Raw genomic sequence first — 23,046 nt, forward strand, 5'->3', positions numbered from 1 at the left:
CCAATCGACTTACAAAACACAGAGCATTGAAACAGGCCGAGCGGATATTGTGAACTCAACGGCACGAATCGACGCGCCGCGATAATGACGAAGACGCTCATCATGGCCACCCTGTTCACGCTCAAGCGAACCGCCCGCTGCACGCTGCTCGCGTTCGTCGCGCTTGCGGCACTGCCCCCCGCATTCGCGCAATCGGCCGGTGCCCCGCCCTATGCGGCCGCGGCACGGCAACCGGGCGGCGATCCGCCCAGCCGTGTCGCGCGGCTCAATTACCTGTCGGGCGCCGTGACGACCGAACCGGCCGGCACCGATACGTGGTCGTATGCCGCCGTGAACCGGCCGCTGACGACCGGCGACCAGCTCTGGAACGACGCCGGTGCGCGCTCGGAACTGCACGTCGGGTCGACCGCGGTGCGGATCGGCGAGTCGACCAGCCTGTCGGTGCTGAACCTCGACGACACGACGACCCAGCTGAAAGTGGGGCTCGGCACCGTGTCGACGCACGTGCGCGATCTGCCGGCCGGCGGATCGTACGAAATCGACACGCCCAACCTCGCGCTCGGCATCACGGGCCCCGGCGACTATCGCGTCGACGTCGCGCCGAACGGAGCGAGCACGACGGTCACGATGCGCAGCGGCAGTGCGACCGTCTACGGGAGCAACGGGCAGTACCCGCTGTCGCCCGGGCAGCAGGTCGTGTTCACGGGCACCGACCTGCAGGTCGCGCAGCAATCCGCCTCCCCGGGGCCCGATGCGCTCGACCAGTGGGCCGCCAGCCGCGACGCGGCCGAGGCGCGCTCGGTGTCGGCCCGCTATGTGTCCCGCGACATTCCCGGCTACCAGGATCTCGACGCGAACGGCACGTGGCGCGAAACCCCGAATTACGGTCAGGTCTGGGTGCCGAACGACACGCCGGCCGACTGGGCGCCGTATCACGACGGCCACTGGATCTGGCAGGCCCCGTGGGGCTGGACGTGGGTCGACGACGCGCCATGGGGTTTCGCGCCGTATCACTACGGCCGCTGGGCGTACGTGGACGATAGCTGGGCCTGGGTACCGGGCCCGCTGGTCGTCAGCCAGCCGCCGGCCTATGCGCCGGCGCTCGTCGCGTTCGTGGGCGGTGGTGGCGGTCCCGACTGGAGCGTCGCGCTCACGGTAGGCGGCGTCGCCGCCGCCGGCTGCGCGTGGTTCGCGCTCGGCCCGGGCGAACCGTGGCATCCGGGCTGGGGCGGCTGGAGCCCGCACTACTACGACCGCGTGAACCGCAACATCGTGGTGAACAACGTCAACGTGAACAAGACCGTGAACGTGACGAACATCACCAATATCACCAACATCAACAAGACGTACGTGAACTTCCGCGCGCCGCACGCGATCACGGCCGTGCCGGCCTCCGCGTTCGTGCACGGCCAGCCTGTCGCGCACTTCTCGCAGCATGTCGATCCGCAGCAATGGCGCAATGCGCACGTCACGCCGGGTACGCCGGGCATTGCGCCGGTGCGCCAGAGCTTCACGGGCGGGCTGCGCAATGCGACCTACCGGCCGCCGGCGGCGATCGCGCAACACCCGTACGTCGCAACGCGCAATCCCGCCGTGCCGGCCGCGTATCGCGACCACGCCGCGGCCCACCTCGCACAGCAAGGCGGGCGCGTGCCGGGTGCCGGCGCGCCCGTCGTGAAGACCAACGTGCCGGCCGACTATACGGCTCGCCCGGTCCGCGTTCCGGGCAAGCCGGGCGGCGGCGCTTGGGCGATGCACAACGTGCAGCTCGTGAATCCGCACGGCCCCGTCGTGCAGCCGGCTCGTGCGCCTCGCGAAGGCCAGCCGGCCGCCGTGCAGGCCGGGCGGCCGGAGGCACCGATGCCGGGGGCACCGATGCCGGGCATGCCGAATGTCGCGCGGCCGGCGAACGGCGAAAACCCCAACGCACCGCGTTTCGCCAACGGCGGTATGCCGCAGGCAGCCGGCAACCCGATGCCGCATCAGGCCGTCGGGCCCGGCAACGGCGTCCCGCATCCGCCGGTCGCGACCAACAGTCCGTCGGGCATCGGCAATGCACGCGCAGCCGAGGCGCCGTCGCCCGCGTGGATGCAGCCGCACACGCCGATGGAACGTCAACGCCCTGCTCCGCCGACCGCGCTGCATGCCGCAGGACAGAATGCGCTGCCGCCGGTGCGCAGTGCAGCGGTCCCGCATCCGGACGGCATGCCGACTCCGCAGGGCGCGCAGCCCGGCGGCCGGAACGAAGCGCCGCGTGCACTGCCGCAACCGCGGCTCGACAACACGGCGCAGATTCCGCAGCCGCGTCCGCGCCCCGATTTCCCGACGCCGACCCAGCATGGGCAACCCCAACCGGAACGGGCAGTTCCTGCGCCGCAACCGCGCCCCGAATTCGCGCAACCGTCGCCACACCGCGAAGTCGCTCCGCCACATGTGAACGAGTACCGTCCGCCGGCCCCCGCCGTGCATGACATGCCACGCCCGCAACCGCAGGCGCCGCGCATGGATCCACGGCCGCAACCCGCGCCGCGTATGGAGTCGAGACCGCAACCGGCGCCACGCATGGAGCCGCGCCCGTCGATGCCTGCACCGCACATGGAACCGCGGCCGCAACCGGCGCCGCACCCGAGCAACCCGCCGCCGCAAGGCGGTCACGAAGAGCGGCATCGCCAGTAAGTGCCGCAAACGTGAAACAAAAAGGCCCGACCGGTATCAGCCGGTCGGGCCTTTTTCCTGCGGGGCGCGGATCGATGCATCCGCGCGGCCCGTCGTGCGCGATCAGACCGCCATCGGCGCGGTCAGCGGCTCGTGGTGGCGGTAGCCGACCAGCGAGAAATCGGACGGCTCGATCTGCTCCAGCCACTCGGGTGCGTAGACGCCCGTCTTCGCGTATTCCGGCACGCGCTCGGCAATCTCGAGCCGCGGGCTGTCGTAAGGTTCGCGCGTGAGCTGGCGCTGCAGCATGTCGAGCTGGTTCTCGTAGATGTGCGCGTCGCCGATGAAGTACGTGAACCAGCGCGGCGTGTAGCCCGTCAGCCGGCCGACGAGCGACAGCAGCGCGGCCCCTTCCGTCAGGTTGAACGGCGTGCCGAGGCCGACGTCGTTGCTGCGGATGTACAGGCACAGCGAGATTTCGCGCTTCGTTGCATTCGGCAGGAACTGGTACAGCAGATGGCACGCGGGCAGCGCGATCTCGTCGAGCACGGCCGGATTCCACGCGTGAAACAGGATGCGCCGGTCGGACGGGTTCTCCATGATCGTGTCCAGGCACTGGCGCAACTGGTCGATCGCCTTGTACAGCAGCACCTTCGGCGCGCCGTCTTCGTCGAAACGCGTGACGATCCGGAAGCCGCGGCGCGTCGCGTCGGCGATCTGTGCGTCGGCGCCCGCGTCGAGCACCTTGTATCCCGGCCACTGGCGCCATTGCACGCCATACACGTCGCCGAGATCGTCGACGCCCTGGCGATACGGGTTCGCGAGCCACTGCGCGTTCTCGTTCGCGTTCGCATCCCACACCTTGCAGCCGAGCGCGCGGAAATCGGCCGCGCTGCGCGATGCGCGCAGGAAGCCGACCAGTTCGCCGATCGCGGACTTGAACGCGAGCTTCTTGGTCGTCACGGCCGGGAAGCCTTGCTGCAGGTCGAAGCGCAGCATCGCGCCCGGCATGCTGATGGTGCGGATCCCCGTGCGGTTCTCCTGCCAGGTGCCCGTATCGAGAATGGTACGAACGAGATCGAGATACTGTTTCATGCGGGTTCCTTCGGCCGCGAGGGCGGCCGTACCCGCCAATTTTAGCAAGCGTGCTGCGGAAGCCCCGACAACGGCGCTGAAAACCCTGCCAGCGTGTCGCCGCGATCGCGCATGCCGTGCGCGCACATCAGCCGGTAGAGCGTGACGCGCGACACGCCGAGTTCGCGCGCGGCATCCGCGAAACGGCCGCGATGGCGCAACAACGCCTGCTCGATCGCCTGCCGTTCGGCCGCCTCACGCGCCTCCAGCAGCGACACGGGCGCGAGCGTCGCAAAGTCGTTCAGCTCGAGATCGGCAGCGGTGATCATCCGGCCCTCCGACATGACGATCGCGCGGCGCACGCGATTGATCAGCTCGCGCACGTTGCCCGGCCACGAGTAGCCGTACAGCGACGCGACCGCGTCAGGGGAAAAGCCGCGCAGGCGACGATGCGCATCGCCCTTGAAGCGCTCGAGCATGTGGCGCGCGAGTACCTCGATGTCCTTGCCGCGCGCGCGCAGCGGCGGCTCCTCGATCTTAAGCACGCACAGGCGATGGAACAGGTCCTCGCGGAACCGCCCTTCGCGCAGCGCAGCCTCCATGTCCACGTGCGTCGCGCAGATCACGCGCACGTCGACAGGCACCGACACATGGGCACCGAGCCGCTCGATCTTGCCTTCCTGCAGGAAGCGCAACAGGCTTGCCTGGCTTTCGAGCGGCAAGTCGCCGATCTCGTCGAGAAACAGCGTGCCGCCGTTGGCGGCCTCGACGCGACCGATCTTGCGCTGGTTCGCGCCGGTGAATGCGCCGCGCTCATAGCCGAACAGCTCGGCCTGCAGCAGCGTCGACGGAATCGCGCCGCAGTTGATCGCGATGAACGGCGCCTGCGCGCGCGACGAGCGTTCGTGAATCGCGACCGCCGTCAGCTCCTTGCCGGTACCCGATTCGCCGGAGATGAACACCGGCGCGTCGGTCGCCGCGACACGGCGTATCGTCCTGAAGAGACCGAGCATCGCATCGCAGGTCCCGACCATTTCGCCTTCGCTGCGTCCCGCGCCGACAGGCGGCGCAACGGGCTCGGTCAGCGCGATCATGCCGTGCGCATGACCGACGGTCTCGACGATCCGCGCCGTCTCGTACGGCATCGTCACGTAGTCGAAACAGTAGTCGCGAATGAGATGGCGCAGCGTGGCGTCCTGCAACTGGCCACGGCGCGTCGCAGCGATCCAGCCGATGTGCTGAATGCTCAGACAAGATTCGAGTTCGCGCAGGTCCGAGGGCTTGAAGCCCGGCGAAAAATCGAGCAGCCCGGCCGTTGCAACGCCATGCTGTACGACGCGTCGTACATCCCGCACGGTCTCCGCGAGATCGACACGCCAACCGCATTCGTCGAAATGGCCGCGCAACGCGTCGTTCGGTTCGCGCGAATAGTAGATCACGTGCCGCTGATCGGCGCCCATATGCTCACCCCGTTCATCAACCGTCTAACGATTGCCGTGCACGCCAGGTCACGTGCGAAAGGATCGAATCGGGTCAGCCGAAGGCGGCTCGATTCGCCATGCCGATGCGCGGCGACGACAAGGCCTCGCATGATGGCGCTTATCTCGCGTCCAGTTATTTTGATCAAGACAGCTTAGTTATAGGCACTGAATACGACAATCCGATTTCAGCGCGGTGAGCGATACGGCCGGATCGCTCAGGAGGTCGATGCATGTCAATCGTCTGCACATAGCACCTGCGCAGCGATATGTTCTCTCATCAACACGTGCGACGATTTTCGTCCTTGAAGCGTAACGAATGAATCCGCAGAATTCCCAAGCCCCCTCGTTTCACGTCTGAAACATTTTCAGCCGTTTTTAGACACAATTCGCAACGCTTGCGCACGAATCGCAGTCTCTACAACGGTCCCGGCGCGATGGCATGCATTTCGCTGAATACGGAAACCGTCGGAGACAGCGACCATGCGAAAACATCTTTTACTTTCTTTCGTGCCGATGGCCATTGCGGTCGCGGCCGCAGGCCCGCCCACACCCGCACGCGCAGACGAAGGCACGAATCCGGATCGCGCCACACTCCTTGCCGCAAACGCGCCGAGCATGCAGCACGGCAACGGGTTCGGCATCGTGACCGTGTCGTCACCGAAACCGCTGCAGGCCGGCAAGACTTCGGTGACGCTGTGGGACGAGATCCCGCCGCCCCAATTGCCGCTGCCCATGCCGCTCCCGTTACCGCAGCCGGGCGACGTGCAGCACGCGATGGAAGGCACCGCGCAAGGCAGTACGCATCAGTGATGCCCGAGCCGATCCATTTGATAAGGATCACGTATTGATTCGAGCAGGCCGGACAGCATCGATCAGCGGCCGATATCAGCGATCTCGCAACACGAAACGGTTTTGTGCTCCGTCCCCCGGCGGGCACTCTTTTTATTCATTCCATCGCCGCGACGCATTGCCTCGAGCGTCGCGGCGCGCAGCACAGAAAGGCGGATGCGCGCACCAGGAACCGGCGCGCGCCGCCGTTCCGGTAGAATCGGCGCCATTCCGGTTTTCCTCTCCCACGACCTTCATGACGACGTTGACCCTGATCGTCGCGCGTGCCCGCAACGGCATCATCGGCCGCGACAACCAGTTGCCCTGGAAACTTCCCGAGGATCTCGCCTTCTTCAAGCGCACGACGATGGGCGCACCGATCGTGATGGGCCGCAAGACCCACGAGTCGATCGGCCGGCCGCTGCCGGGCCGCCGCAATATCGTCGTCACGCGCGATGCGACGCGCCGCTTCGACGGCTGCGACACGGTCACGTCGCTCGCCGACGCGCTGACGCTCGCTGCGCGCGACGGGGTGCCCGAAGCGTTCCTGATCGGCGGCGCCCAACTCTACACGGAAGGCCTCGCACTCGCCGACAAGCTGGTCGTCACCGAGATCGATGCCGACTTCGACGGTGACGCATCGTTTCCGGCGCCCGACGCCGCGCAGTGGCAGGAAGTGTCGCGCGATGCGCACCAGGCGGCCGCGCCGAACACGTTCGGCTATGCGTTCGTCGTCTACGCGCGCAAGCTCGGCTGACGCGTCGCGCGCCATGAAAAAAGCCCGACCGGCTTACGCCGGTCGGGCTTTTTCGTTTGATGGCGGCCGCTGCCGCGCGCCGCTTACTGCCCGGCGATCGTCATCTGCTCGATCAGCACCGAGCCCGTTTCCTTCGTGCCGCGCACGATCGAATCGGCGCCGATCGCGACGATATGCCGGAACATTTCCTGCAGCGTGCTCGCGACGGTGATTTCCTCGACCGGATACTGGATCACGCCGTTCTCGACCCAGAAGCCCGCCGCGCCGCGCGAATAGTCGCCCGTCACGTAGTTCACGCCCTGCCCCATCAGCTCGGTCAGCAGCAGGCCCGTGCCGAGCTTTTTCAGCATCGCGTCGAAATCGTCGCCCGGCTGCGTGCTCGAGCTGCGCAGCGCGAGGTTGTGCGAGCCGCCCGCGTTGCCGGTGGTCTGCGTGCCGAGCTTGCGCGCCGAATAGGTCGACAGGAAGTAGCCTTCGACGACGCCATCCGTGACGACGCTGCGCGCACGCGTGCGCACGCCTTCCTCGTCGAACGGCGCGCTGCCCATCGCGCGCGGCACGTGCGGATCCTCGACGACCTGGATGTGCGGCGCGAACACCGGCTTGCCGAGGCTGTCGACGAGGAACGACGTCTTGCGGTACAACGCACCGCCGCTCACCGCCTGCACGAACGCGCCGAGCAGGCCGGCCGCGAGCGGCGCCTCGAACAGCACGGGCACCTTGCGGGTGTCGAGACGGCGCGCGCCCATCCGTGCGAGCGCACGCTCGGCCGCGTACCGGCCCACCGCTTCGGGCGCCGCGAGATCGATCGCGCTGCGCTTCGACGAATACCAGTCGTCGCGCTGCATGTGACGGCCGCTGCCCGCGATCGGCGCACATGCGATGTAGTGGCGCGAATACGGATAGCCGGACAGGAAGCCGCGCGACGTCGCGAGCACGAACTGCGAATGCTGGGCCGACACGCTCGCGCCTTCCGAATTGCGGATCTGCGGGCTGACCGCGAATGCGGCGTCTTCCGCGCGGCGGGCAAGCTCGACAGCCTCGTCGGCCGTCAGCGCCCACGGGTGGTACAGATCGAGGTCGCGCGGGTCGGTTTCGAGCAGCTCGGCCTCGGCCAGGCCGGCCGCCTCGTCCTCGGCCGTGAAGCGCGCGATGTTGTACGCGGCGGCGACCGTATCCTTGATCGCGCCCGGCGAGAAATCCGACGTGCTCGCGTTGCCGCGCTTCTTGCCGATGAACACGGTCACGCCGACCATCTTGTCGCGGTTGTGCTCGATCGTTTCGACTTCGCCGCGACGCACCGACACCGACAGGCCGTCGCCCTCGGAGATTTCGGTCGCGGCGTCCGTCGCGCCGAGCGCCTTCGCATGGCGAAGGATGTCGGAGGCGATTTCTTTGAGCTGGTCCTGCGTGTGCGGGAAATAGCGCGCTTGTACGTCGAGATTGGCTGCCATCGTCTGGATATCCGGTGGCGGGCGGGCGCCCGCATGTTCAAAATGTTGCGTATCCCGCGATCATAGCAAGGTCCGGGGCCGGACACCGACAAGCTTGGGGTGTCCGCGGCGCGATACAATGCCGCCCATGACACGCAAAACCCGAATCCAGCCGATCGAGCATGCCGCCGAAGACGACGACAATGGCTACGATCGCCCCAGCAAATCCCAGTTGAAGCGCGAGATGCACGAGTTGCAGGTGCTCGGCCAGGCGCTCGTCGATCTGCCGAAGGACGCCCTCAAGCGCATGCCGATGCCCGAAAGTCTCGCGGACGCCGTTCGCGAGGCACGCCGGATCACCGATCACGAAGGCAAGCGCCGCCAGCTCCAGTACGTCGGCCGCGTGATGCGCTCGCTGACTGACGACGAAACGGCCGCGCTGCGCACCGCACTCGACGCACAACGCGGCGTGAACAAGGCCGCGACGGCCCGCCTGCACTGGATCGAGCGCACGCGCGACCAGTTGCTCGCCAACGACGACGCGCTGACCGAATTCCTGCGCCAGCACCCGGAAGCGGATATCCAGGAAGGCCGCACGCTGATCCGCAATGCACGCAAGGAAGCGCAGCAAGGCAAGCCGCCGCGCTATTTCCGCGAGCTGTTCCAGTGGATCAAGACCGCCAGCGGCACGCCCGATGCGGGTGACGATGCGCCGGACGACACTGAAGACGACCATGACGACGAAGCGTAACCACCCGGACGAGCTCGTCGTCGGCCTCGTGTCGATCAGCGACCGCGCGAGCACGGGCGTCTACGAGGACAAAGGCATTCCGGCACTGCAGGAGTGGCTCGCCGGTGCGCTCACGTCGCCGTGGCGCGCCGAAACGCGCCTGATCCAGGACGACGCGCCCACGATCTCCGCCACGCTCGCTGAACTGGTCGACGTCGCGGGGTGCGATCTCGTGCTGACGACGGGCGGCACGGGCCCCGCGCGCCGCGACGTGACGCCCGAGGCCACGCTGGCCGTGGCGACGAAGGAAATGCCGGGATTCGGCGAACAGATGCGGCAGATCAGCCTGAATTTCGTGCCGACCGCGATCCTGTCGCGACAGGTCGCGGTGATCCGCGAGACAGCCGACCATGCGGCGCTGATCATCAACCTGCCCGGCCAGCCGAAGTCGATCCGGGAAACGCTCGAAGGGCTGCGCGATGCCGACGGCCAGTCGACCGTGCCCGGAATTTTCGCCGCGGTGCCCTACTGCATCGACCTGATCGGCGGCCCGTACATCGAGACCGACGCCGCGGTGGTCGCGGCGTTCCGGCCGAAAAGCGCTCGGCGCTGAGCCCGGCGCGGAGCCTGTACCCAGCGCTGAGCGCGTGCCGGCCCGCTCAGGCGGCCGGCGCGGATTCGCCTGCCGAAGCCGATGCGGCCGGAATCAGGAAATGCTCGCGGTAATACTTCAGCTCGTCGATCGATTCGTGGATGTCCGCGAGCGCCGTGTGCATCGCGCGCTTCTGGAAGCCCTTGTAGATCGCGGGCTGCCAGCGGCGGCACAGCTCCTTGAGCGTGCTGACGTCGAGGTTGCGGTAGTGGAAGAACCGCTCGAATTCGGGCATCCAGCGCGCCATGAAGCGGCGGTCCTGGCAGATCGAGTTGCCGCACATCGGCGACTTGCCAGGCGACACGTACTGCGCGAGGAATGCCTGCAGTTGCTCGGCGGCTTCCGCCTCGGTCACGGTCGACGCGCGCACGCGGTCGATCAGGCCCGAGCGGCCGTGCGTCGACTTGTTCCAGTCGTCCATCTTCGCGAGCGTTTCGTCGCTCTGGTGGATCGCGAACACGGGGCCTTCGACGGCGATGTCGAGCGTGGAATTGGTCACGACGACCGCGATCTCGATGATGCGGTCGTTATCCGGGTCGAGGCCCGTCATCTCCATGTCGAGCCAGACGAGGTTCAACTCGTTGCGCACGAGCGCGGGCTGGCTGGCGGAAGCGGCGGTATCGGTCATGAGTCATCCTGGAAAATGGCGGACGGCGCGCGGCGCCGCCCGGGCGGCCGGCATCGCATCAGCGGGCCCGGTCCGCAAGAACATATAATTCTCGCATAGAACCCTTTGGCGCCTTCGATGTCACCCTTTTCGTTCACCCTGCTGTTCGCGCTCGCCGTGCTCGCGATGGTCGTCACCAAGCTGTGGCTCGCGTCGCGGCAGATCCGCTTCGTCGCGGCGCACCGCAACGGCGTCCCCGCGCAGTTCAGCGCAACCATCCCGCTGACCGCCCACCAGCGCGCGGCCGACTATACGGTCGAGCGCACCCGGCTGACGATGCTCGAGATCGTCGTCAGCGCGGCCGTGCTGGTCGGCCTCACGCTGCTCGGCGGCGTCGGCGCGCTCGACACGCTGCTCACCGGCTGGCTCGGCCGCGGCTACGGGCAGCAGGTCACGCTCGTCGCTGCGGTGCTCGTGATCACGAGCGTCATCGACATCCCGTTCGAGTACTACCGCCAGTTCGGAATCGAACAGCGCTTCGGCTTCAACCGGATGACGAAGCGGCTGTTCTTCACCGACATGTTGAAAAACTCGCTGATCGGCGCCGCGCTCGGCCTGCCGCTGCTGTTCGTCGTGCTGTGGCTGATGAACCAGGCCGGCAGCCTGTGGTGGCTGTGGACCTGGATCGTCTGGGTCGCGTTCCAGATGCTCGTGCTGCTGATCTACCCCACCTTCATCGCACCGATCTTCAACAAGTTCGAGCCGCTGAAGGACGACGCGCTGCGCGCGCGCATCGAGTCGCTGATGAAGCGCTGCGGCTTTGCGGCGAAGGGGCTGTTCGTGATGGACGGCAGCCGCCGCTCCGCGCACGGCAACGCTTACTTCACGGGCTTCGGCGCGTCGAAGCGGATCGTATTCTTCGACACGCTGCTCGCGCGCCTGTCCGGCCAGGAAATCGAGGCCGTACTCGCACACGAACTCGGCCACTTCAAGCGCCGCCACGTGATGAAGCGGATGCTCGTGTCGTTCGTGCTGAGCCTCGTGCTGCTCGCGCTGCTCGGCTGGCTGGCGCAACGCACGTGGTTCTATACGGGGCTCGGCGTCACGCCGTCGCTCGACACGAGCAACGCGGGTGCCGCGCTCGTGCTGTTCTTCCTCGCGATTCCCGTGTTCCTGTTCTTCGCGACGCCGTTCGGCAGCCTCACGTCGCGCAAGCACGAATTCGAGGCCGACGCGTTCGCGGCCAGCCAGACCGATGCGCAGGATCTCGTCAGCGCACTCGTCAAGCTCTATGAGGACAACGCGTCGACGCTGACGCCCGACCCCGTCTACACGGCCTTCTACTACTCGCATCCGCCTGCGTCGCAGCGGATCGACCGCCTGCTGCAGCACGCATGAGCCGCCCGACCTCCCGCAAGCCGGCCCCGCGCGCGTCGAACGCGCAACGGGTCGAAGGCCGCGTGATCGCGGCGCACGGGCGCCACTACATCGTCGCACCCGACGACGGCGGCCCGATGCTGCAGTGCTTCCCGCGCGGCAAGAAGAGCGATATCGCTGTGGGCGACCGTGTCGCGTACGAACTCGCATCGGCCGACCAGGGCGTCATCGTCGAGATCGGCGAGCGGCGCAACCTGCTGTACCGTTCCGACCAGTTCAAGTCGAAGCTGTTCGCGGCCAACCTCGACCAGCTGCTGATCGTGCTCGCGACCGAGCCCTACTTCAGCGAGGACCTGCTCGGCCGCGCGCTGATCGCCGCCGAGGCGAACGAGCTGAAGCCGCTCGTCGTGCTGAACAAGATCGACGTCGAAGCCGCGCTGCCGGTCGCGCGCGAGCGCCTCGCGCCGTACCGCGCACTCGGCTACGACGTGCTCGAGCTGTCGGTGAAGGGCTCGCCCGACGATGCGCGCGCACAACTGATGCCGCACCTGACCGGGCATTCGACGATCCTGCTCGGCCAGTCCGGGATGGGCAAGTCGACGCTCGTGAACCTGCTCGTTCCCGATGCCGAAGCCGCCACGCGCGAGATTTCGGCCGCGCTCAACAGCGGCCGTCACACAACGACGTTCACGCGCCTCTACCCATTGCAGGGCGGCGGCGCGCTGATCGATTCGCCGGGCTTCCAGGAATTCGGCCTCTACCACCTCACGGAAGGCCGTCTCGAGCGCGCATTTCCGGAGTTCCGGCCGCTGCTCGCCGACTGCCGTTTCTATAATTGTCATCATCTGCACGAACCTGGCTGCGCGATTCTGGAAGCCGTTACCGACGGCCGCATCGCACCGTCGCGGCATGCGCTGTACGCGCAGCTCGTGCACGAGGCGAGCCAGATCGTCCGCTGATCGCGCGGCACGCGCGCGGCGGCCAGCCGGTGCCATGCGGGCCGGCTTTCACCGACAGGAGCCGCGATGCGTTTCAAGGCACCCAATCTCGCGACGGCGCAGCATTGGGCCAACGTGCTTCAGGTGGCCGGCATCGGTTGCGAGCTGCACAACTGCTACGCGACCGGCGCGCTCGGCGGCCTGCCCGCCGACGCGTGCACGCCGGAGCTGTGGCTCGACGACGAACGCGACGACGCGCTCGCGCGCCGGCTCCTCGATGCGGCGTCGCACGGCCCGTCGGCCGGCGCCGCGCCGTGGCGCTGCCGGCAGTGCGGCGAGGCGCTCGAAGCCCAGTTCACCGCGTGCTGGCAATGCGGCGCCATACGCGACCCGCTCGACGACTGACCCACAGCAAAAAGGCCGGCTTCAAGCCGGCCTTTTGCCTTTCATCGGGTACCGCACTGCCCCGTCACGACACCCAGACGGCGAGCGTCAGCATCAGCAGCAGAATCATCCACAGGATCACCGCGCGCCAGACGAGGCCAACCGCGGATTGCAGCGTACGCGGCGTGCAATCGTCACCGACCGTCAGCGGACCGCTGTCGCCGACTGCCAGCGCATCGAGGCTCGACGGTTCCGCGAGCGGCCCCGCGAGGCGTGCGCCGAGCGCTCCGCTGCCGGCTGCCAGCAGGACGCCATCGTTCGGGTCGGGCCACTGGCGCGTGTGGTTGCGCCACGCGTAGATCGCGTCCTCGAAATTGCCGACGATCGCGAAGCCGAGCGCGGTCAATCGCGAGGGAATCCAGTCGATCACGAAGAACGCGCGCTGCGCGAACGTCGAGAAAGCCGCCGTGCGGTCGTCGCCCGGCGTCGACCAGCTGCGCGCGAGGTATTCGGAAATCCGGTACAGCACGGCGCCGGCCGGGCCGATCGGCAGCACATACCAGAAGAACACGCCGAACACGTGGCGATGCGATGCGACAACGGCGTGAATCAGCGTATGGCGGACGATTTCGCCGACCGGCATGTCGACCGTGTCGATGCCCGTCCACTCGTGCAGGATTTCGCGCGCGCGCGGCACGTCGTCGTTGTTGAGCGCGAGGTGGATATCGGTGAAGTAGTGGCTGAACTGGCGGAAGCCGAGCGTGAAATACACGACGACGACGTTCCAGATGAATGCGAGCACGAAGCTCACCTTGTACAGCAGGAAATAGATCAGCGCGACGATCAGCACCCACGGCAGCACGACCGCGAGCCAGGCAAGAATGCCGTGCTTCTGCTTGCCTGCGTCGAGACCATGCGCGACGGTTTCCGCATGAAACTGGAACAGCGCGAACACCGGATTGTTCGGCGACAACGCGCGGACCTGTTCGATGATGAGGGCGAGGAGAACCGAAAAGAAAGTCATGCGTGGCGCCGTCTTCGGAGTTATGTCATTTTTTGCATAACGATAGCACAGCGTAAGCACCGGATGGCTGCCGGCGCGGTCGCCCGGCGGCCTGCCGCGCGCCCCGGACGCCGTGCGCGCCTAGCCGGCGGCCAAGAAGCGGTACAGATTGCGCAACATGGCGGCAGTTGCGCCCCAGATGAAGTAATGCCCGCCGGGTTCGCCGTTCGGATAGGGCATCGCAAAAAAACGACGCTCGCCGCCTTCCCAGCGGAACACACGAACCTGATGGTTCGCGGGATTCATCAGGAACGCGAGCGGCACCTCGAAAATCTCGGCGACTTCGAACGTGTCGGCCTGCACGGTGAACGGCGGATGCACGAGGCCGACCACCGGCGTCACGCAAAAGCCGGTGCCGGTCAGGTAGTCGGGTAGCGCACCGAGGATCTCGACACGCTCGTCTGCCAGCCCGATCTCTTCCTTCGCCTCGCGCAACGCGGTTGCCGTTGCATCGTGATCGAACGGCTCGCGACGACCGCCGGGGAAGCTGATCTGTCCGGCGTGATCGTTCAGGTGGTCGGCGCGCTGGGTCAGCAACATGGTGAGGCCGGACTCGCGGACGACGAGCGGCACGAGGACGGCCGCGCTACGCGGATCGATGCCCTCCTGCAGCCTCGCTTCGCCCGGCTCGACGCTCCATTCGAGCGTGCGCGCGAAACGGTCGCGCAGCCCGGACGGCGTCATCAGGCTGGAGTCGATGGCCGGCAGGCCGGCGCTGGTGCCTTCAACCGGCAATACTTCGGGATCGATGATGGGGCGGCGATTCAATGGGACTCTCGAGTTCGTGTCGTATCGAGCATATTGTCGCGCCAGAATGAAAAAAGCACCCGGGTGGGTGCTTTTTCCTTACAGCTCTTACTCTTGGGAAGCTGCTGCGGCGCGATCCTTCGACACCAGCTTTTCCTTGATACGAGCCGACTTGCCCGAACGCTCGCGCAGGTAGTACAGCTTCGCACGACGCACATCACCGCGGCGCTTCACGACGATGCTTGCCAGCAGCGGCGAGTACGTCTGGAACGTACGCTCGACGCCTTCGCCCGACGAGATCTTGCGAACGATGAAGTTCGAGTTCAGGCCACGGCTGCGAATCGCGATCACGACGCCTTCGTAAGCCTGAACGCGCTTGCGGGTACCTTCAACCACGTTCACGTTCACGATCACCGTGTCGCCCGGGGCGAATTCGGGGATCGTCTTGCCGGCGAGCGCGCGCTCGATTTCTTCCTGCTCAAGTTTTTCGATCAGATTCATTACTGACTCCTTATGCCATCGTGTCGGCGTTGGCACCCGCCTGCTTCCAGGCCTGGCCCCGATAGAGGATGGATTCACATCAGGCACCGCGCACGCATGCGCGGCACCGCCAATTCCCGCCCGCGACGCCGCCTCAGGAGGCGTTCTTCGCTTCGCGTGCGAGGTTCGCAAGCCATGCCTCGTCGGCACGGCTCAACAACTTCTCGCGGCGCGCCCGGACGATCAGGTCCGGCCGCTTCCGCAACGTATTCCGCAATGCTTCCTGCCGCCGCCACCGCTCGATCTCGGCATGATGCCCGCCGAGCAGCACGTCCGGCACGCGCACACCGTCGTATTCCTCGGGGCGCGTGTAGTGCGGACAATCGAGCAGGCCGTCAGCGAAACTGTCCTGCACGGCCGACAGCGAATCGTTCAGCACACCGGGCAGCAGCCGCACGACGGCATCCATCATCGCCATCGCCGGCAATTCTCCGCCGGACAGCACGAAATCGCCGAGGCTGATTTCCTCGTCGACGCAACGATCGAGCAGGCGCTGGTCGATCGCTTCATAGCGGCCGCACAGCACGACGACACCGGGTTCCTGCGCCATCCGCACCGCACGATCGTGCGTGAGCGGCGCGCCCTGCGGCGACATCATCACCACACGCGTGCTCGCGATGCCCTGTTCCGCCTGCGCCGCTTTCGCGGCATCGATCGCGGCTTCGAGCGGCCTGGCCAGCATCACCATGCCCGGACCGCCGCCGTACGGACGATCGTCGACCGTGCGGTAGTTGTCCGTCGTGAAATCACGCGGGTTCCAGGTGCGCAGCCCGAAGCGCCCTTGCTTGACGGCCCGGCTGGTGATCCCCCAGTCGGTCAGTGCACGGAACATCTCGGGAAAGAGCGTGACGACGTCGAACTGCACCGCGCTCTCGTTAACCTGGTTCATTTCAGTAATCGGCTTCCCAGTCGACGACGATGCGACGCGCCGCCTGATCCACCGTTTTGACGTATACGCCGACGAACGGAATCAACCGCTCGTCGATGGTCGGCTGACCGTCTTTGCCGGTCGCCGGATACTCGACACGCATGATCGAATGCACGCCATTGTCGATCATCCCGCTCACCTTCCCGAGTGCCACCGATTGCTCGTTGACGACGTCGAGACCGATCAGGTCGACCCAATAGAATTCGTCCGCGGCCAATGCCGGGAAATCTTCCCGGCGCACGAACACGCGAAAGCCGCGCATGGCGAGCGCGGCATCGCGGTCGCTGACGCCCGCGGTTTGCGCAACGACGGTGTCGCTGTGCGTCTTCGACTGCATGACGCGAACGGAAAGCCGCTCCGCACCACGTTCCAGCCACCAGCGGCGCGCGTTGAGCAGCGCATCGCCACCGCGACCGGCGTCGGCATGCGTCGCCACCTTGACCCAGCCCTTCAGGCCATAGGCGTCGACCACCGCCCCGACCTCGACGGCATCGTCGGGCCAGGCTTGCGCCACTTCGAGACTACCCTGCTCGGCAGCCTGACCGGCGTCCGCGACAGCGTCGCGCTCGACCGGCTTGCGGACGAATGCGCCAAACGACGCACGCCCGCGCCTTGCATTACCGGAATCGTGACCCGCCATCAATGCACCTCACAGCCGGCACGACCGGCACACCGTGCCATGTTAGGCAGCCGGTTGCGCCTTTTGCGCTTCCTTCACGAGACGCTGGACGGTCGGCGACAGTTGCGCGCCAACGCCTTGCCAGTACGTCAGGCGATCCTGAGCGATACGCAGCGATTCGCCCTTCGTGGCGACCGGGTTGTAGAAGCCGACGCGCTCGATGAAGCGGCCGTCACGACGGTTGCGCGAATCGGTAGCAACGATGTTGTAGAACGGGCGCTTCTTCGAGCCGCCACGAGCCAGACGGATGATAACCATATGATGTCCTTCGGGAAAACCGGGTTCGAAACTACTGAAACACGCGATTATAGCCGGAAACCAGAGGCACAACAAACACTTACGCGCAAAAAATCCGCGGGCGGCCTGTCCGCCGGGCATACAATCGTCGTGTCCGGGACGTTCCACACCGTCATGCCGCCCCTTCGCGCCGCCTCGACGCGCCGTGCTCAGCACCGTTTCGCGGCGCTGCTTGCCGGCCTTGCCTGCCTCGCGTCCGCACCGGCGATTGCCGCGCCGTTGCCGGTGGGCGAACTCGTCGTGCCGCCCGGCTTCCACGTCGAAGTACTGACCGACGCGGTACCGACCGCCCGCGAAATGGCGTGGTCGCCGCGCGGCATCCTGTATGTCGGCACGCGGGAAGGCCGCGTGCATGCGCTCGTGATGCACGAGGGCCGGATCAGCGCGCGCTACGTGATCGCGTCCGGGCTCGACATGCCGGTCGGGGTCGCCTACCGCGACGGCGCACTCTATATATCAGCCGTGTCGCGCATCCTGCGCCTCGATCATGTCGACGACCGGCTCGCCACGCCGCCCGCACCCGCCGTCGTCACCGACGCGCTGCCGACCGAGCACCATCACGGCTGGAAATTCATCGCGTTCGGCCCCGACGGCAAGCTGTACGTGCCGACCGGCGCACCGTGCAACGTCTGTCTCGCCGACCGCAGCCGCTACGCGATCATCGCACGCATGAAAACAGACGGCAGCGGGAGTGAGGTTGTCGCCCGCGGCGTACGCAATACGGTCGGCTTCGCGTGGCACCCCGATTCGGGCGAGCTGTGGTTTACCGACAATGGGCGCGACATGATGGGCGACGACGTGCCCGACGACAAGTTGAACCGCGCACCGCGCGCCGGCCTCGACTTCGGTTTCCCGTACTGCCATGGCGGCGACACGCCCGACCCCGAATTCGGCAGCGCCGACGCATGCCGTCGCTATGTGCCGCCCGTGATGAAATTGGGCGCGCATGTCGCGGCACTCGGCATGCGCTTCTATACGGGGCCGATGTTTCCGGCGTCGTATCGCAATAACGTGTTCATCGCCGAACATGGCTCGTGGAACCGCAGCACGAAGGTCGGCTACCGCGTGATGCGCGTGGTCGTCTCGGCGGACGGCAGCCAGGCGCGCCAGACCCCGTTCGTCACGGGCTGGCTGCGCCCCGACGGCACGGTATGGGGACGCCCCGCCGACGTGCTGCCGCTGCCGGATGGCTCGCTGCTCGTCAGCGACGACTACGCGGGTGCGATCTACCGCGTGACCTATGCGGCACCTTGACGCAGTACAGGGGTGACCGGGCCCGACCGGGCATCGTAGAATGCGTGCCGGGCCGCGCGCCCGCGCCGGCCCGCCGGCCACCCATGCCAACGACAATACGCCGCCATCCATGTCCAGCAGCACCGCACCGTCCCGCCGCTTTCGCTCCAAGACGCTCACCGCCGCCCTCGCGTTCCTGCTCGGATCGCTCGGCGCGCACCGCTTCTATCTGTATGGCTTGCGCGACGTGTACGGCTGGGCGCACCTGCTGGCGACGATCGTCGGCATCCCGGGTTTCCTCTTGCTCGCCGCGACCCAGCGCAGCGCCGGCCTCGGCTGGTGGCTCGCGGTACCCGGCGCAATCTCGTTGCTGGCGGCATTCCTCGCCGCGCTCGTCTACGGACTGCGTCCCGACGAAAAATGGGACGCGCAATTCAACGCGGAAACGGGCAAGCACAGCAAGTCGGGCTGGACCGTGATCTTCGTGGTGATCTTCTCGCTGCTGATCGGTGCGTTCCTGCTGATGACCGCACTCGCGCTGTCGTTCCAGACGTATTTCGAGTCGCAGGTCGAAGCGGCCAAGCAGATTTCGCAGTAAGCGTAACGACCGCGACGCACCGGCACCCTGCACCGGTTCAACACGCCAGTCAGAACAGGTTCAATTGCATGTCGTCACGCGACTGCGTCGACCGCACGCCAGCTGAACGAACGGCAACGCGCGGCGCCGGCGCCGCGGCGGCCGGCGCACCGCGAAACTGCGACAGATCGAGAATGCCGTTCGTGCGCTCGTTCAGCCCGAGCCGCTTGACGGCCTGGCGAAAGCGCTGCCGCAGCAGGTCGGCCCAGATCCCCTCGCCTTTCATCCGTTTCGAGAAATCCGAGTCGTAGTCTTTGCCGCCGCGCATGTCGCGCACACGGTTCATCACGCGTTCCGCCCGGTCGGGAAAATGCGCGGCAAGCCAGTTCTTGAACAGCGGCGCGACTTCCCACGGCAGCCTCAGGATGATGTAGCTCGCATACGTTGCGCCGGCTTCCGCGCACGCCTCGAGTACGCGCTCCATATCGGGCTCCGTGACGAACGGAATCATCGGCGCAATGCTCACGCCGACGGGCACGCCCGCCTCGCTCAGCGCACGAATCGTACGCAACCGTCGCGCCGGTGTTGCCGCGCGCGGCTCGAGCGTGCGCGCGAGATCGGCATCGAGCGTCGTGATCGTGACCGCCGCCATCACCTGCCCGCGTTCGGCCATCGGCGCGAGCAGGTCGAGATCGCGCTCGATCAGCGACGACTTCGTGATCGCGGCGAACGGCAACCCGCGATCGTGCATCACCTGGATCACGCTGCGCGTGATGCGCAGGTCGCGCTCGACCGGCTGATAGGCGTCAGTATTGACGCCGAGCGCGATCGGCTCCGGTACGTAGCGCTTGCGCGAAATCTCGCGCTCGAGCAGTTCGGCCGCATTGACCTTCGCATAGATGCGGCTTTCGAAATCGAGCCCAGGCGACAGGCCGAGATAACTGTGCGTCGGCCGCGCGAAGCAGTAGATGCAACCATGCTCGCAGCCGCGATACGGATTGAGCGATACGCTGAATGGAATGTCGGGCGACTGATTGTGCGTCAGGATGCTCTTCGCACGCTCCTCGAATACTTGCGTGCGCAGCGGCGCGGGGAAATCGGCATCGTCCGACTCGTGCGTCCAGCCGTCATCGACCGCTTCACGCTGCGCGATCTCGTATCGCCCCTGCAGGTTGTCGACCGCACCGCGCCCCTTGCGGGGCACGGGCGGCGCTACCGGAAATTCGTTGTCGGATCGATCGTCCATGTGCCCACCCATTCGCCTGCGCCCAATACTGTACATTTATACAGTATTGGGCGCAGCATGCCAAGGGCGGGATAAAGGGCCCGACGTCCTGCTGCGGCCGCGTCAGTCACCCACCGCGATCGTCAGCGTCTCCTTGATTTCTTCCATCACGACATAGCTCTTCGACTGCACGGCGCCGGGCAACTGCAGCAGGATGTCGCCGAGCAGCTTCCGGTAGTCGGCCATCTCGCCAATCCGCGCCTTGATCAGGTAGTCGAAATCACCGGACACCAGATGGCATTCGAGCACCTCGTCGATCTTCATCACTTCCCGGCGGAATTGCTCGAACATGTTGCCGCCCTTGTGGCCGAGCGTGATCTCGACGAACACCAGCAGCGCGGCATCCAGCTGGTGCGGATCGACCCGCGCGTGATAACCGGTGATCACGCCATCCCGCTCCATGCGCCGTACACGCTCGATACACGGCGTGACGGTCAGTCCAACCTGTTCCGCGAGGTCTTTCATCGCCATCCGGCCGTCGTCCTGGAGCAGTTTCAGGATGCGCCGGTCGAGCTTGTCGAGCGAGCGTACGGGCTGACGTTGCGTTCTCATTTGTTTATGCTGAAAACCTGAAAAATACGATAACAAAACCTACACATTCGACAATACCATAGCGCAAAAAACTAGATCAGCTAGAGGTTACACGGAGCCGCAGGTGCGCCCGGCCTCGATCTGGTCCCTTCCATCTGGAGCAGCTATGCGAGTCGTCATTCTGGGCAGCGGTGTGGTGGGCGTGGCAAGCGCGTATTACCTCGCGCGCGCCGGTCATGAAGTCACGGTGATCGACCGGGAAGCCGGCCCGGCGCTCGAGACGAGCTTCGCGAACGCAGGCCAGATCTCCCCTGGCTATGCCGCACCGTGGGCCGCGCCCGGCGTGCCGCTGAAGGCCGTCAAGTGGATGTTCGAAAAACACGCGCCGCTCGCGATCCGTCTCGACGGCACGCGTTTCCAGCTCCAGTGGATGTACCAGATGCTGCGCAACTGCACGGCCGAGCGCTATGCAGTCAACAAGGGCCGCATGGTCCGCCTCGCCGAATACAGCCGTGACTGCCTGCAAGCGCTGCGCGCCGATACCGGCATCGAGTACGAAGGCCGCACGGGCGGCACGCTGCAGCTGTTCCGCACGCAGCAGCAACTCGACGGTGCAGCGAAGGACATCGCCGTCCTGCAGGAAGCGAACGTGCCGTTCGAACTACTGTCGCCGGCCGACCTGAAGAAAGCCGAACCGGCACTCGCCGCCGTCTCGCACAAGCTGACGGGCGGCCTGCGCCTGCCGGGCGACGAAACGGGCGACTGCCAGCTGTTCACGACGCGCCTTGCGGCGCTCGCCGAATCGCTCGGCGTGAAGTTCCGCTACAACACGCCGATCGATGCGCTCGCGATCGCGGGCGGCAAGATCGCCGGCGTGCAGTGCGGCAGCGAGACGGTGCGCGCGGACGCGTACGTCGTCGCGCTCGGCTCGTACTCGACCAGCTTCATCTCGAACCTGATGAAGATCCCCGTCTATCCGCTGAAGGGCTATTCGATCACCGCACCGATCGTCAACGAAGCGGCCGCCCCCGTGTCGACCGTGCTCGACGAGACCTACAAGATCGCGATCACGCGCTTCGACCAGCGCATCCGCGTCGGCGGCATGGCGGAAATCGTCGGCTTCGACAAGAAGCTGCGCGCCGCGCGCCGCGAAACGCTCGAAATGTGCGTGAACGACCTGTTCCCGGGCGGCGGTGACACGTCGAAGGCAACGTTCTGGACGGGCCTGCGCCCGATGACGCCGGACGGCACGCCGATCGTCGGCCGCACGCCGGTGTCGAACCTGTTCCTAAACACCGGCCACGGTACGCTCGGCTGGACGATGTCGTGCGGCTCGGGCCAACTGCTCGCAGACCTGATCTCCGGCAAGATGCCCGCGATCCAGGCCGACGACCTGTCGGTGCACCGTTACCTGAAGGACGTGGCCGGCCAGCCGCGCCCGGCATACGCATAAGCCGATGACGCCCGCGGCCATACGGGCCCGCAGGCATCAAAAAGAAAGGCGCCCCGAGGGGCGCCTTCTTCATTTCATCGAATCGTCAGCCGGTCAGAACTGGTCTTCCGTCAACGCGAGCACGCCCTCGTTGCCCTTCGTGCCGACGATCGACGCTTCGAATGCGCCGGCCTGCACCAGCACGTGCTCCGCATAGCATTGCGCGAACGCGATCTTCGCATCGAAGAACGCCGGGTCGCTCGCGCGGTTCGCCTGCGCCGCCACCAGCGCGCGGCCCATTTGCCACCCGCACAGCACCACGCCCGCCAGCTTCAGGTACGGCACGCTGCCCGCGAACACCGCGTTCGGGTCCTGCTTCACGTTCGCCACCACATAATCGACCACCGACGACAGCGCCTTCGCGCCCTTCTCCAGCTGCGCCTTCACCGATGCGGCCGCCGCGCCGTCCAGCTTACCCAGCGCCGCCACCGTCTCGCCGATCTCCGCGATCAGCGCCTTCGCCACCGCGCCGCCGTCGCGCATCGTCTTGCGGCCCACCAGGTCGTTCGCCTGGATCGCCGTCGTGCCTTCGTAGATCGCCAGGATACGTGCATCGCGGTAATACTGCGCCGCGCCCGTCTCCTCGATGAAGCCCATCCCACCGTGCACCTGCACGCCCAGGCTCGCCACATCGTTCACCATCTCCGTGCTCCAGCCCTTCACCACCGGCACCAGATACTCGTAGATTGCCTGATGACGTGCCCGCGTCGCCTCGTCCGAATGGCGGTGGGCAATGTCGCTGTGCGCGGCGGCCACGT

General features: G+C 66.4%; 25 protein-coding genes. 11 read left to right on the forward strand and 14 right to left on the reverse strand.

Annotated elements, in window-relative coordinates; genetic code table 11:
- Nucleotides 1-102 precede the first annotated feature (102 nt).
- Nucleotides 103-2,676 (forward strand): DUF6600 domain-containing protein, encoded by a 2,574-nt coding sequence (locus tag G3O06_RS25280; RefSeq protein ID WP_205817864.1) that lies wholly within the window; start codon nucleotides 103-105, stop codon nucleotides 2,674-2,676.
- 102 nt (nucleotides 2,677-2,778) lie between these two features.
- On the opposite strand, the gene G3O06_RS25285 is transcribed toward G3O06_RS25280, so the two are convergent.
- On the reverse strand, nucleotides 2,779-3,750 hold the full coding sequence (locus G3O06_RS25285) for a thymidylate synthase (protein WP_174915619.1): 972 nt from the start codon (nucleotides 3,748-3,750) through the stop codon (nucleotides 2,779-2,781).
- A gap of 41 nt (nucleotides 3,751-3,791) precedes the next feature.
- Nucleotides 3,792-5,189 (reverse strand): sigma-54 dependent transcriptional regulator, encoded by a 1,398-nt coding sequence (locus tag G3O06_RS25290; RefSeq protein WP_174970278.1) that lies wholly within the window; start codon nucleotides 5,187-5,189, stop codon nucleotides 3,792-3,794.
- A gap of 501 nt (nucleotides 5,190-5,690) precedes the next feature.
- Here G3O06_RS25290 and G3O06_RS25295 point away from each other — a divergent pair.
- Nucleotides 5,691-6,020: a hypothetical protein gene (locus G3O06_RS25295; RefSeq protein WP_174915617.1), complete on the forward strand. Its 330-nt coding sequence runs from the start codon at nucleotides 5,691-5,693 to the stop codon at nucleotides 6,018-6,020.
- Between the two features lie 62 nt (nucleotides 6,021-6,082).
- On the opposite strand, the gene G3O06_RS25300 is transcribed toward G3O06_RS25295, so the two are convergent.
- Nucleotides 6,083-6,268, reverse strand: coding sequence for a hypothetical protein (locus G3O06_RS25300; protein WP_174915616.1), 186 nt, complete (start codon nucleotides 6,266-6,268; stop codon nucleotides 6,083-6,085).
- A 26-nt stretch (nucleotides 6,269-6,294) separates the two neighbouring features.
- On the opposite strand from G3O06_RS25300, the gene G3O06_RS25305 reads away from it, so the two are divergent.
- On the forward strand, nucleotides 6,295-6,795 hold the full coding sequence (locus tag G3O06_RS25305) for a dihydrofolate reductase (RefSeq protein ID WP_205817858.1): 501 nt from the start codon (nucleotides 6,295-6,297) through the stop codon (nucleotides 6,793-6,795).
- 83 nt (nucleotides 6,796-6,878) lie between these two features.
- On the opposite strand, the gene pmbA is transcribed toward G3O06_RS25305, so the two are convergent.
- A complete protein-coding gene (pmbA, locus tag G3O06_RS25310; protein WP_174915614.1) occupies nucleotides 6,879-8,249 on the reverse strand; it encodes a metalloprotease PmbA in 1,371 nt (456 codons plus the stop codon).
- A 127-nt stretch (nucleotides 8,250-8,376) separates the two neighbouring features.
- On the opposite strand from pmbA, the gene yjgA reads away from it, so the two are divergent.
- Together yjgA and mog are read left to right on the forward strand one after the other, a co-directional pair.
- A complete protein-coding gene (gene yjgA / locus G3O06_RS25315; protein ID WP_277403750.1) occupies nucleotides 8,377-8,979 on the forward strand; it encodes a ribosome biogenesis factor YjgA in 603 nt (200 codons plus the stop codon).
- Entirely contained in the window at nucleotides 8,963-9,571 is a 609-nt protein-coding gene (gene mog, locus G3O06_RS25320) for a molybdopterin adenylyltransferase (protein WP_174915612.1), read from the forward strand. Before yjgA ends, mog begins: the two co-directional genes overlap by 17 nt.
- Nucleotides 9,572-9,617: 46 nt before the next feature.
- Here the strand turns inward: mog and orn are convergent, their stop codons facing one another.
- Entirely contained in the window at nucleotides 9,618-10,238 is a 621-nt protein-coding gene (gene orn / locus G3O06_RS25325; RefSeq protein WP_046545212.1) for an oligoribonuclease, read from the reverse strand.
- 117 nt (nucleotides 10,239-10,355) lie between these two features.
- On the opposite strand from orn, the gene G3O06_RS25330 reads away from it, so the two are divergent.
- The 3 genes from G3O06_RS25330 (at nucleotide 10,356) to G3O06_RS25340 (ending at nucleotide 12,937) form a co-directional block, all read left to right on the forward strand.
- Nucleotides 10,356-11,615 carry a M48 family metallopeptidase gene (locus G3O06_RS25330; RefSeq protein ID WP_205817859.1) on the forward strand — a complete coding sequence of 420 codons (1,260 nt, stop codon included), beginning with the start codon at nucleotides 10,356-10,358 and terminating at the stop codon, nucleotides 11,613-11,615.
- Nucleotides 11,612-12,553, forward strand: coding sequence for a ribosome small subunit-dependent GTPase A (gene rsgA, locus G3O06_RS25335; protein WP_174915610.1), 942 nt, complete (start codon nucleotides 11,612-11,614; stop codon nucleotides 12,551-12,553). Before G3O06_RS25330 ends, rsgA begins: the two co-directional genes overlap by 4 nt.
- Nucleotides 12,554-12,619: 66 nt before the next feature.
- Nucleotides 12,620-12,937: a DUF2007 domain-containing protein gene (locus G3O06_RS25340; protein WP_174915609.1), complete on the forward strand. Its 318-nt coding sequence runs from the start codon at nucleotides 12,620-12,622 to the stop codon at nucleotides 12,935-12,937.
- 64 nt (nucleotides 12,938-13,001) lie between these two features.
- Here G3O06_RS25340 and G3O06_RS25345 read toward each other — a convergent pair whose 3' ends face one another.
- From G3O06_RS25345 to rpsP, 6 genes are all read right to left on the reverse strand, one after another.
- Entirely contained in the window at nucleotides 13,002-13,940 is a 939-nt protein-coding gene (locus G3O06_RS25345) for a CobD/CbiB family protein (protein ID WP_021159740.1), read from the reverse strand.
- A gap of 120 nt (nucleotides 13,941-14,060) precedes the next feature.
- Nucleotides 14,061-14,747, reverse strand: a complete 687-nt coding sequence (locus G3O06_RS25350) for a CoA pyrophosphatase (RefSeq protein ID WP_174970272.1) — start codon at nucleotides 14,745-14,747, stop codon at nucleotides 14,061-14,063.
- 87 nt (nucleotides 14,748-14,834) lie between these two features.
- Nucleotides 14,835-15,227: a 50S ribosomal protein L19 gene (rplS, locus tag G3O06_RS25355; protein WP_174915607.1), complete on the reverse strand. Its 393-nt coding sequence runs from the start codon at nucleotides 15,225-15,227 to the stop codon at nucleotides 14,835-14,837.
- Between the two features lie 133 nt (nucleotides 15,228-15,360).
- Nucleotides 15,361-16,155, reverse strand: a complete 795-nt coding sequence (gene trmD / locus G3O06_RS25360) for a tRNA (guanosine(37)-N1)-methyltransferase TrmD (protein WP_174982967.1) — start codon at nucleotides 16,153-16,155, stop codon at nucleotides 15,361-15,363.
- A gap of 1 nt (nucleotide 16,156) precedes the next feature.
- Nucleotides 16,157-16,834, reverse strand: a complete 678-nt coding sequence (gene rimM / locus G3O06_RS25365) for a ribosome maturation factor RimM (RefSeq protein WP_205817860.1) — start codon at nucleotides 16,832-16,834, stop codon at nucleotides 16,157-16,159.
- Nucleotides 16,835-16,876: 42 nt separating this feature from the next.
- The gene (rpsP, locus tag G3O06_RS25370) at nucleotides 16,877-17,131 is read right to left on the reverse strand and encodes a 30S ribosomal protein S16 (RefSeq protein ID WP_006476550.1); all 255 of its coding nucleotides are present in this window, start codon (nucleotides 17,129-17,131) and stop codon (nucleotides 16,877-16,879) included.
- A gap of 153 nt (nucleotides 17,132-17,284) precedes the next feature.
- Here rpsP and G3O06_RS25375 point away from each other — a divergent pair, with 153 nt between their 5' ends.
- Nucleotides 17,285-18,424, forward strand: coding sequence for a PQQ-dependent sugar dehydrogenase (locus tag G3O06_RS25375; RefSeq protein WP_205817861.1), 1,140 nt, complete (start codon nucleotides 17,285-17,287; stop codon nucleotides 18,422-18,424).
- 109 nt (nucleotides 18,425-18,533) lie between these two features.
- Complete coding sequence (locus G3O06_RS25380) at nucleotides 18,534-19,001, forward strand: TM2 domain-containing protein (protein ID WP_174915603.1); 468 nt, start codon at nucleotides 18,534-18,536, stop codon at nucleotides 18,999-19,001.
- 49 nt (nucleotides 19,002-19,050) lie between these two features.
- Here the strand turns inward: G3O06_RS25380 and G3O06_RS25385 are convergent, their stop codons facing one another.
- Together G3O06_RS25385 and G3O06_RS25390 are read right to left on the reverse strand one after the other, a co-directional pair.
- Nucleotides 19,051-20,238: a PA0069 family radical SAM protein gene (locus G3O06_RS25385; RefSeq protein ID WP_174915602.1), complete on the reverse strand. Its 1,188-nt coding sequence runs from the start codon at nucleotides 20,236-20,238 to the stop codon at nucleotides 19,051-19,053.
- A 90-nt stretch (nucleotides 20,239-20,328) separates the two neighbouring features.
- On the reverse strand, nucleotides 20,329-20,817 hold the full coding sequence (locus tag G3O06_RS25390) for an Lrp/AsnC ligand binding domain-containing protein (RefSeq protein ID WP_011351353.1): 489 nt from the start codon (nucleotides 20,815-20,817) through the stop codon (nucleotides 20,329-20,331).
- Between the two features lie 145 nt (nucleotides 20,818-20,962).
- Between G3O06_RS25390 and G3O06_RS25395 the strand changes: the two genes are divergently transcribed.
- Complete coding sequence (locus G3O06_RS25395) at nucleotides 20,963-22,249, forward strand: D-amino acid dehydrogenase (RefSeq protein WP_205817862.1); 1,287 nt, start codon at nucleotides 20,963-20,965, stop codon at nucleotides 22,247-22,249.
- Nucleotides 22,250-22,342: 93 nt separating this feature from the next.
- On the opposite strand, the gene G3O06_RS25400 is transcribed toward G3O06_RS25395, so the two are convergent.
- The coding region (locus G3O06_RS25400; RefSeq protein ID WP_205817863.1) for an acyl-CoA dehydrogenase C-terminal domain-containing protein at nucleotides 22,343-23,046 on the reverse strand (704 nt) is incomplete at its 5' end.

The organism is Burkholderia sp. Ac-20345 (genome assembly GCF_017104825.1).
In the GTDB taxonomy this organism is placed as follows: domain Bacteria; phylum Pseudomonadota; class Gammaproteobacteria; order Burkholderiales; family Burkholderiaceae; genus Burkholderia; species Burkholderia lata_B.

Coding starts and splice junctions, on each gene's coding strand:
- G3O06_RS25280 (WP_205817864.1), top strand. CDS start 103: ATGGCCACCCTGTTCACGCTCAAGCGAACCGCCCGCTGCACGCTGCTC.
- G3O06_RS25285 (WP_174915619.1), bottom strand. CDS start 3,750: ATGAAACAGTATCTCGATCTCGTTCGTACCATTCTCGATACGGGCACC.
- G3O06_RS25290 (WP_174970278.1), bottom strand. CDS start 5,189: ATGGGCGCCGATCAGCGGCACGTGATCTACTATTCGCGCGAACCGAAC.
- G3O06_RS25295 (WP_174915617.1), top strand. CDS start 5,691: ATGCGAAAACATCTTTTACTTTCTTTCGTGCCGATGGCCATTGCGGTC.
- G3O06_RS25300 (WP_174915616.1), bottom strand. CDS start 6,268: ATGGCGCCGATTCTACCGGAACGGCGGCGCGCGCCGGTTCCTGGTGCG.
- G3O06_RS25305 (WP_205817858.1), top strand. CDS start 6,295: ATGACGACGTTGACCCTGATCGTCGCGCGTGCCCGCAACGGCATCATC.
- pmbA (WP_174915614.1), bottom strand. CDS start 8,249: ATGGCAGCCAATCTCGACGTACAAGCGCGCTATTTCCCGCACACGCAG.
- yjgA (WP_277403750.1), top strand. CDS start 8,377: ATGACACGCAAAACCCGAATCCAGCCGATCGAGCATGCCGCCGAAGAC.
- mog (WP_174915612.1), top strand. CDS start 8,963: ATGACGACGAAGCGTAACCACCCGGACGAGCTCGTCGTCGGCCTCGTG.
- orn (WP_046545212.1), bottom strand. CDS start 10,238: ATGACCGATACCGCCGCTTCCGCCAGCCAGCCCGCGCTCGTGCGCAAC.
- G3O06_RS25330 (WP_205817859.1), top strand. CDS start 10,356: ATGTCACCCTTTTCGTTCACCCTGCTGTTCGCGCTCGCCGTGCTCGCG.
- rsgA (WP_174915610.1), top strand. CDS start 11,612: ATGAGCCGCCCGACCTCCCGCAAGCCGGCCCCGCGCGCGTCGAACGCG.
- G3O06_RS25340 (WP_174915609.1), top strand. CDS start 12,620: ATGCGTTTCAAGGCACCCAATCTCGCGACGGCGCAGCATTGGGCCAAC.
- G3O06_RS25345 (WP_021159740.1), bottom strand. CDS start 13,940: ATGACTTTCTTTTCGGTTCTCCTCGCCCTCATCATCGAACAGGTCCGC.
- rplS (WP_174915607.1), bottom strand. CDS start 15,227: ATGAATCTGATCGAAAAACTTGAGCAGGAAGAAATCGAGCGCGCGCTC.
- trmD (WP_174982967.1), bottom strand. CDS start 16,155: ATGAACCAGGTTAACGAGAGCGCGGTGCAGTTCGACGTCGTCACGCTC.
- rimM (WP_205817860.1), bottom strand. CDS start 16,834: ATGGCGGGTCACGATTCCGGTAATGCAAGGCGCGGGCGTGCGTCGTTT.
- rpsP (WP_006476550.1), bottom strand. CDS start 17,131: ATGGTTATCATCCGTCTGGCTCGTGGCGGCTCGAAGAAGCGCCCGTTC.
- G3O06_RS25375 (WP_205817861.1), top strand. CDS start 17,285: ATGCCGCCCCTTCGCGCCGCCTCGACGCGCCGTGCTCAGCACCGTTTC.
- G3O06_RS25380 (WP_174915603.1), top strand. CDS start 18,534: ATGTCCAGCAGCACCGCACCGTCCCGCCGCTTTCGCTCCAAGACGCTC.
- G3O06_RS25385 (WP_174915602.1), bottom strand. CDS start 20,238: ATGGGTGGGCACATGGACGATCGATCCGACAACGAATTTCCGGTAGCG.
- G3O06_RS25390 (WP_011351353.1), bottom strand. CDS start 20,817: ATGAGAACGCAACGTCAGCCCGTACGCTCGCTCGACAAGCTCGACCGG.
- G3O06_RS25395 (WP_205817862.1), top strand. CDS start 20,963: ATGCGAGTCGTCATTCTGGGCAGCGGTGTGGTGGGCGTGGCAAGCGCG.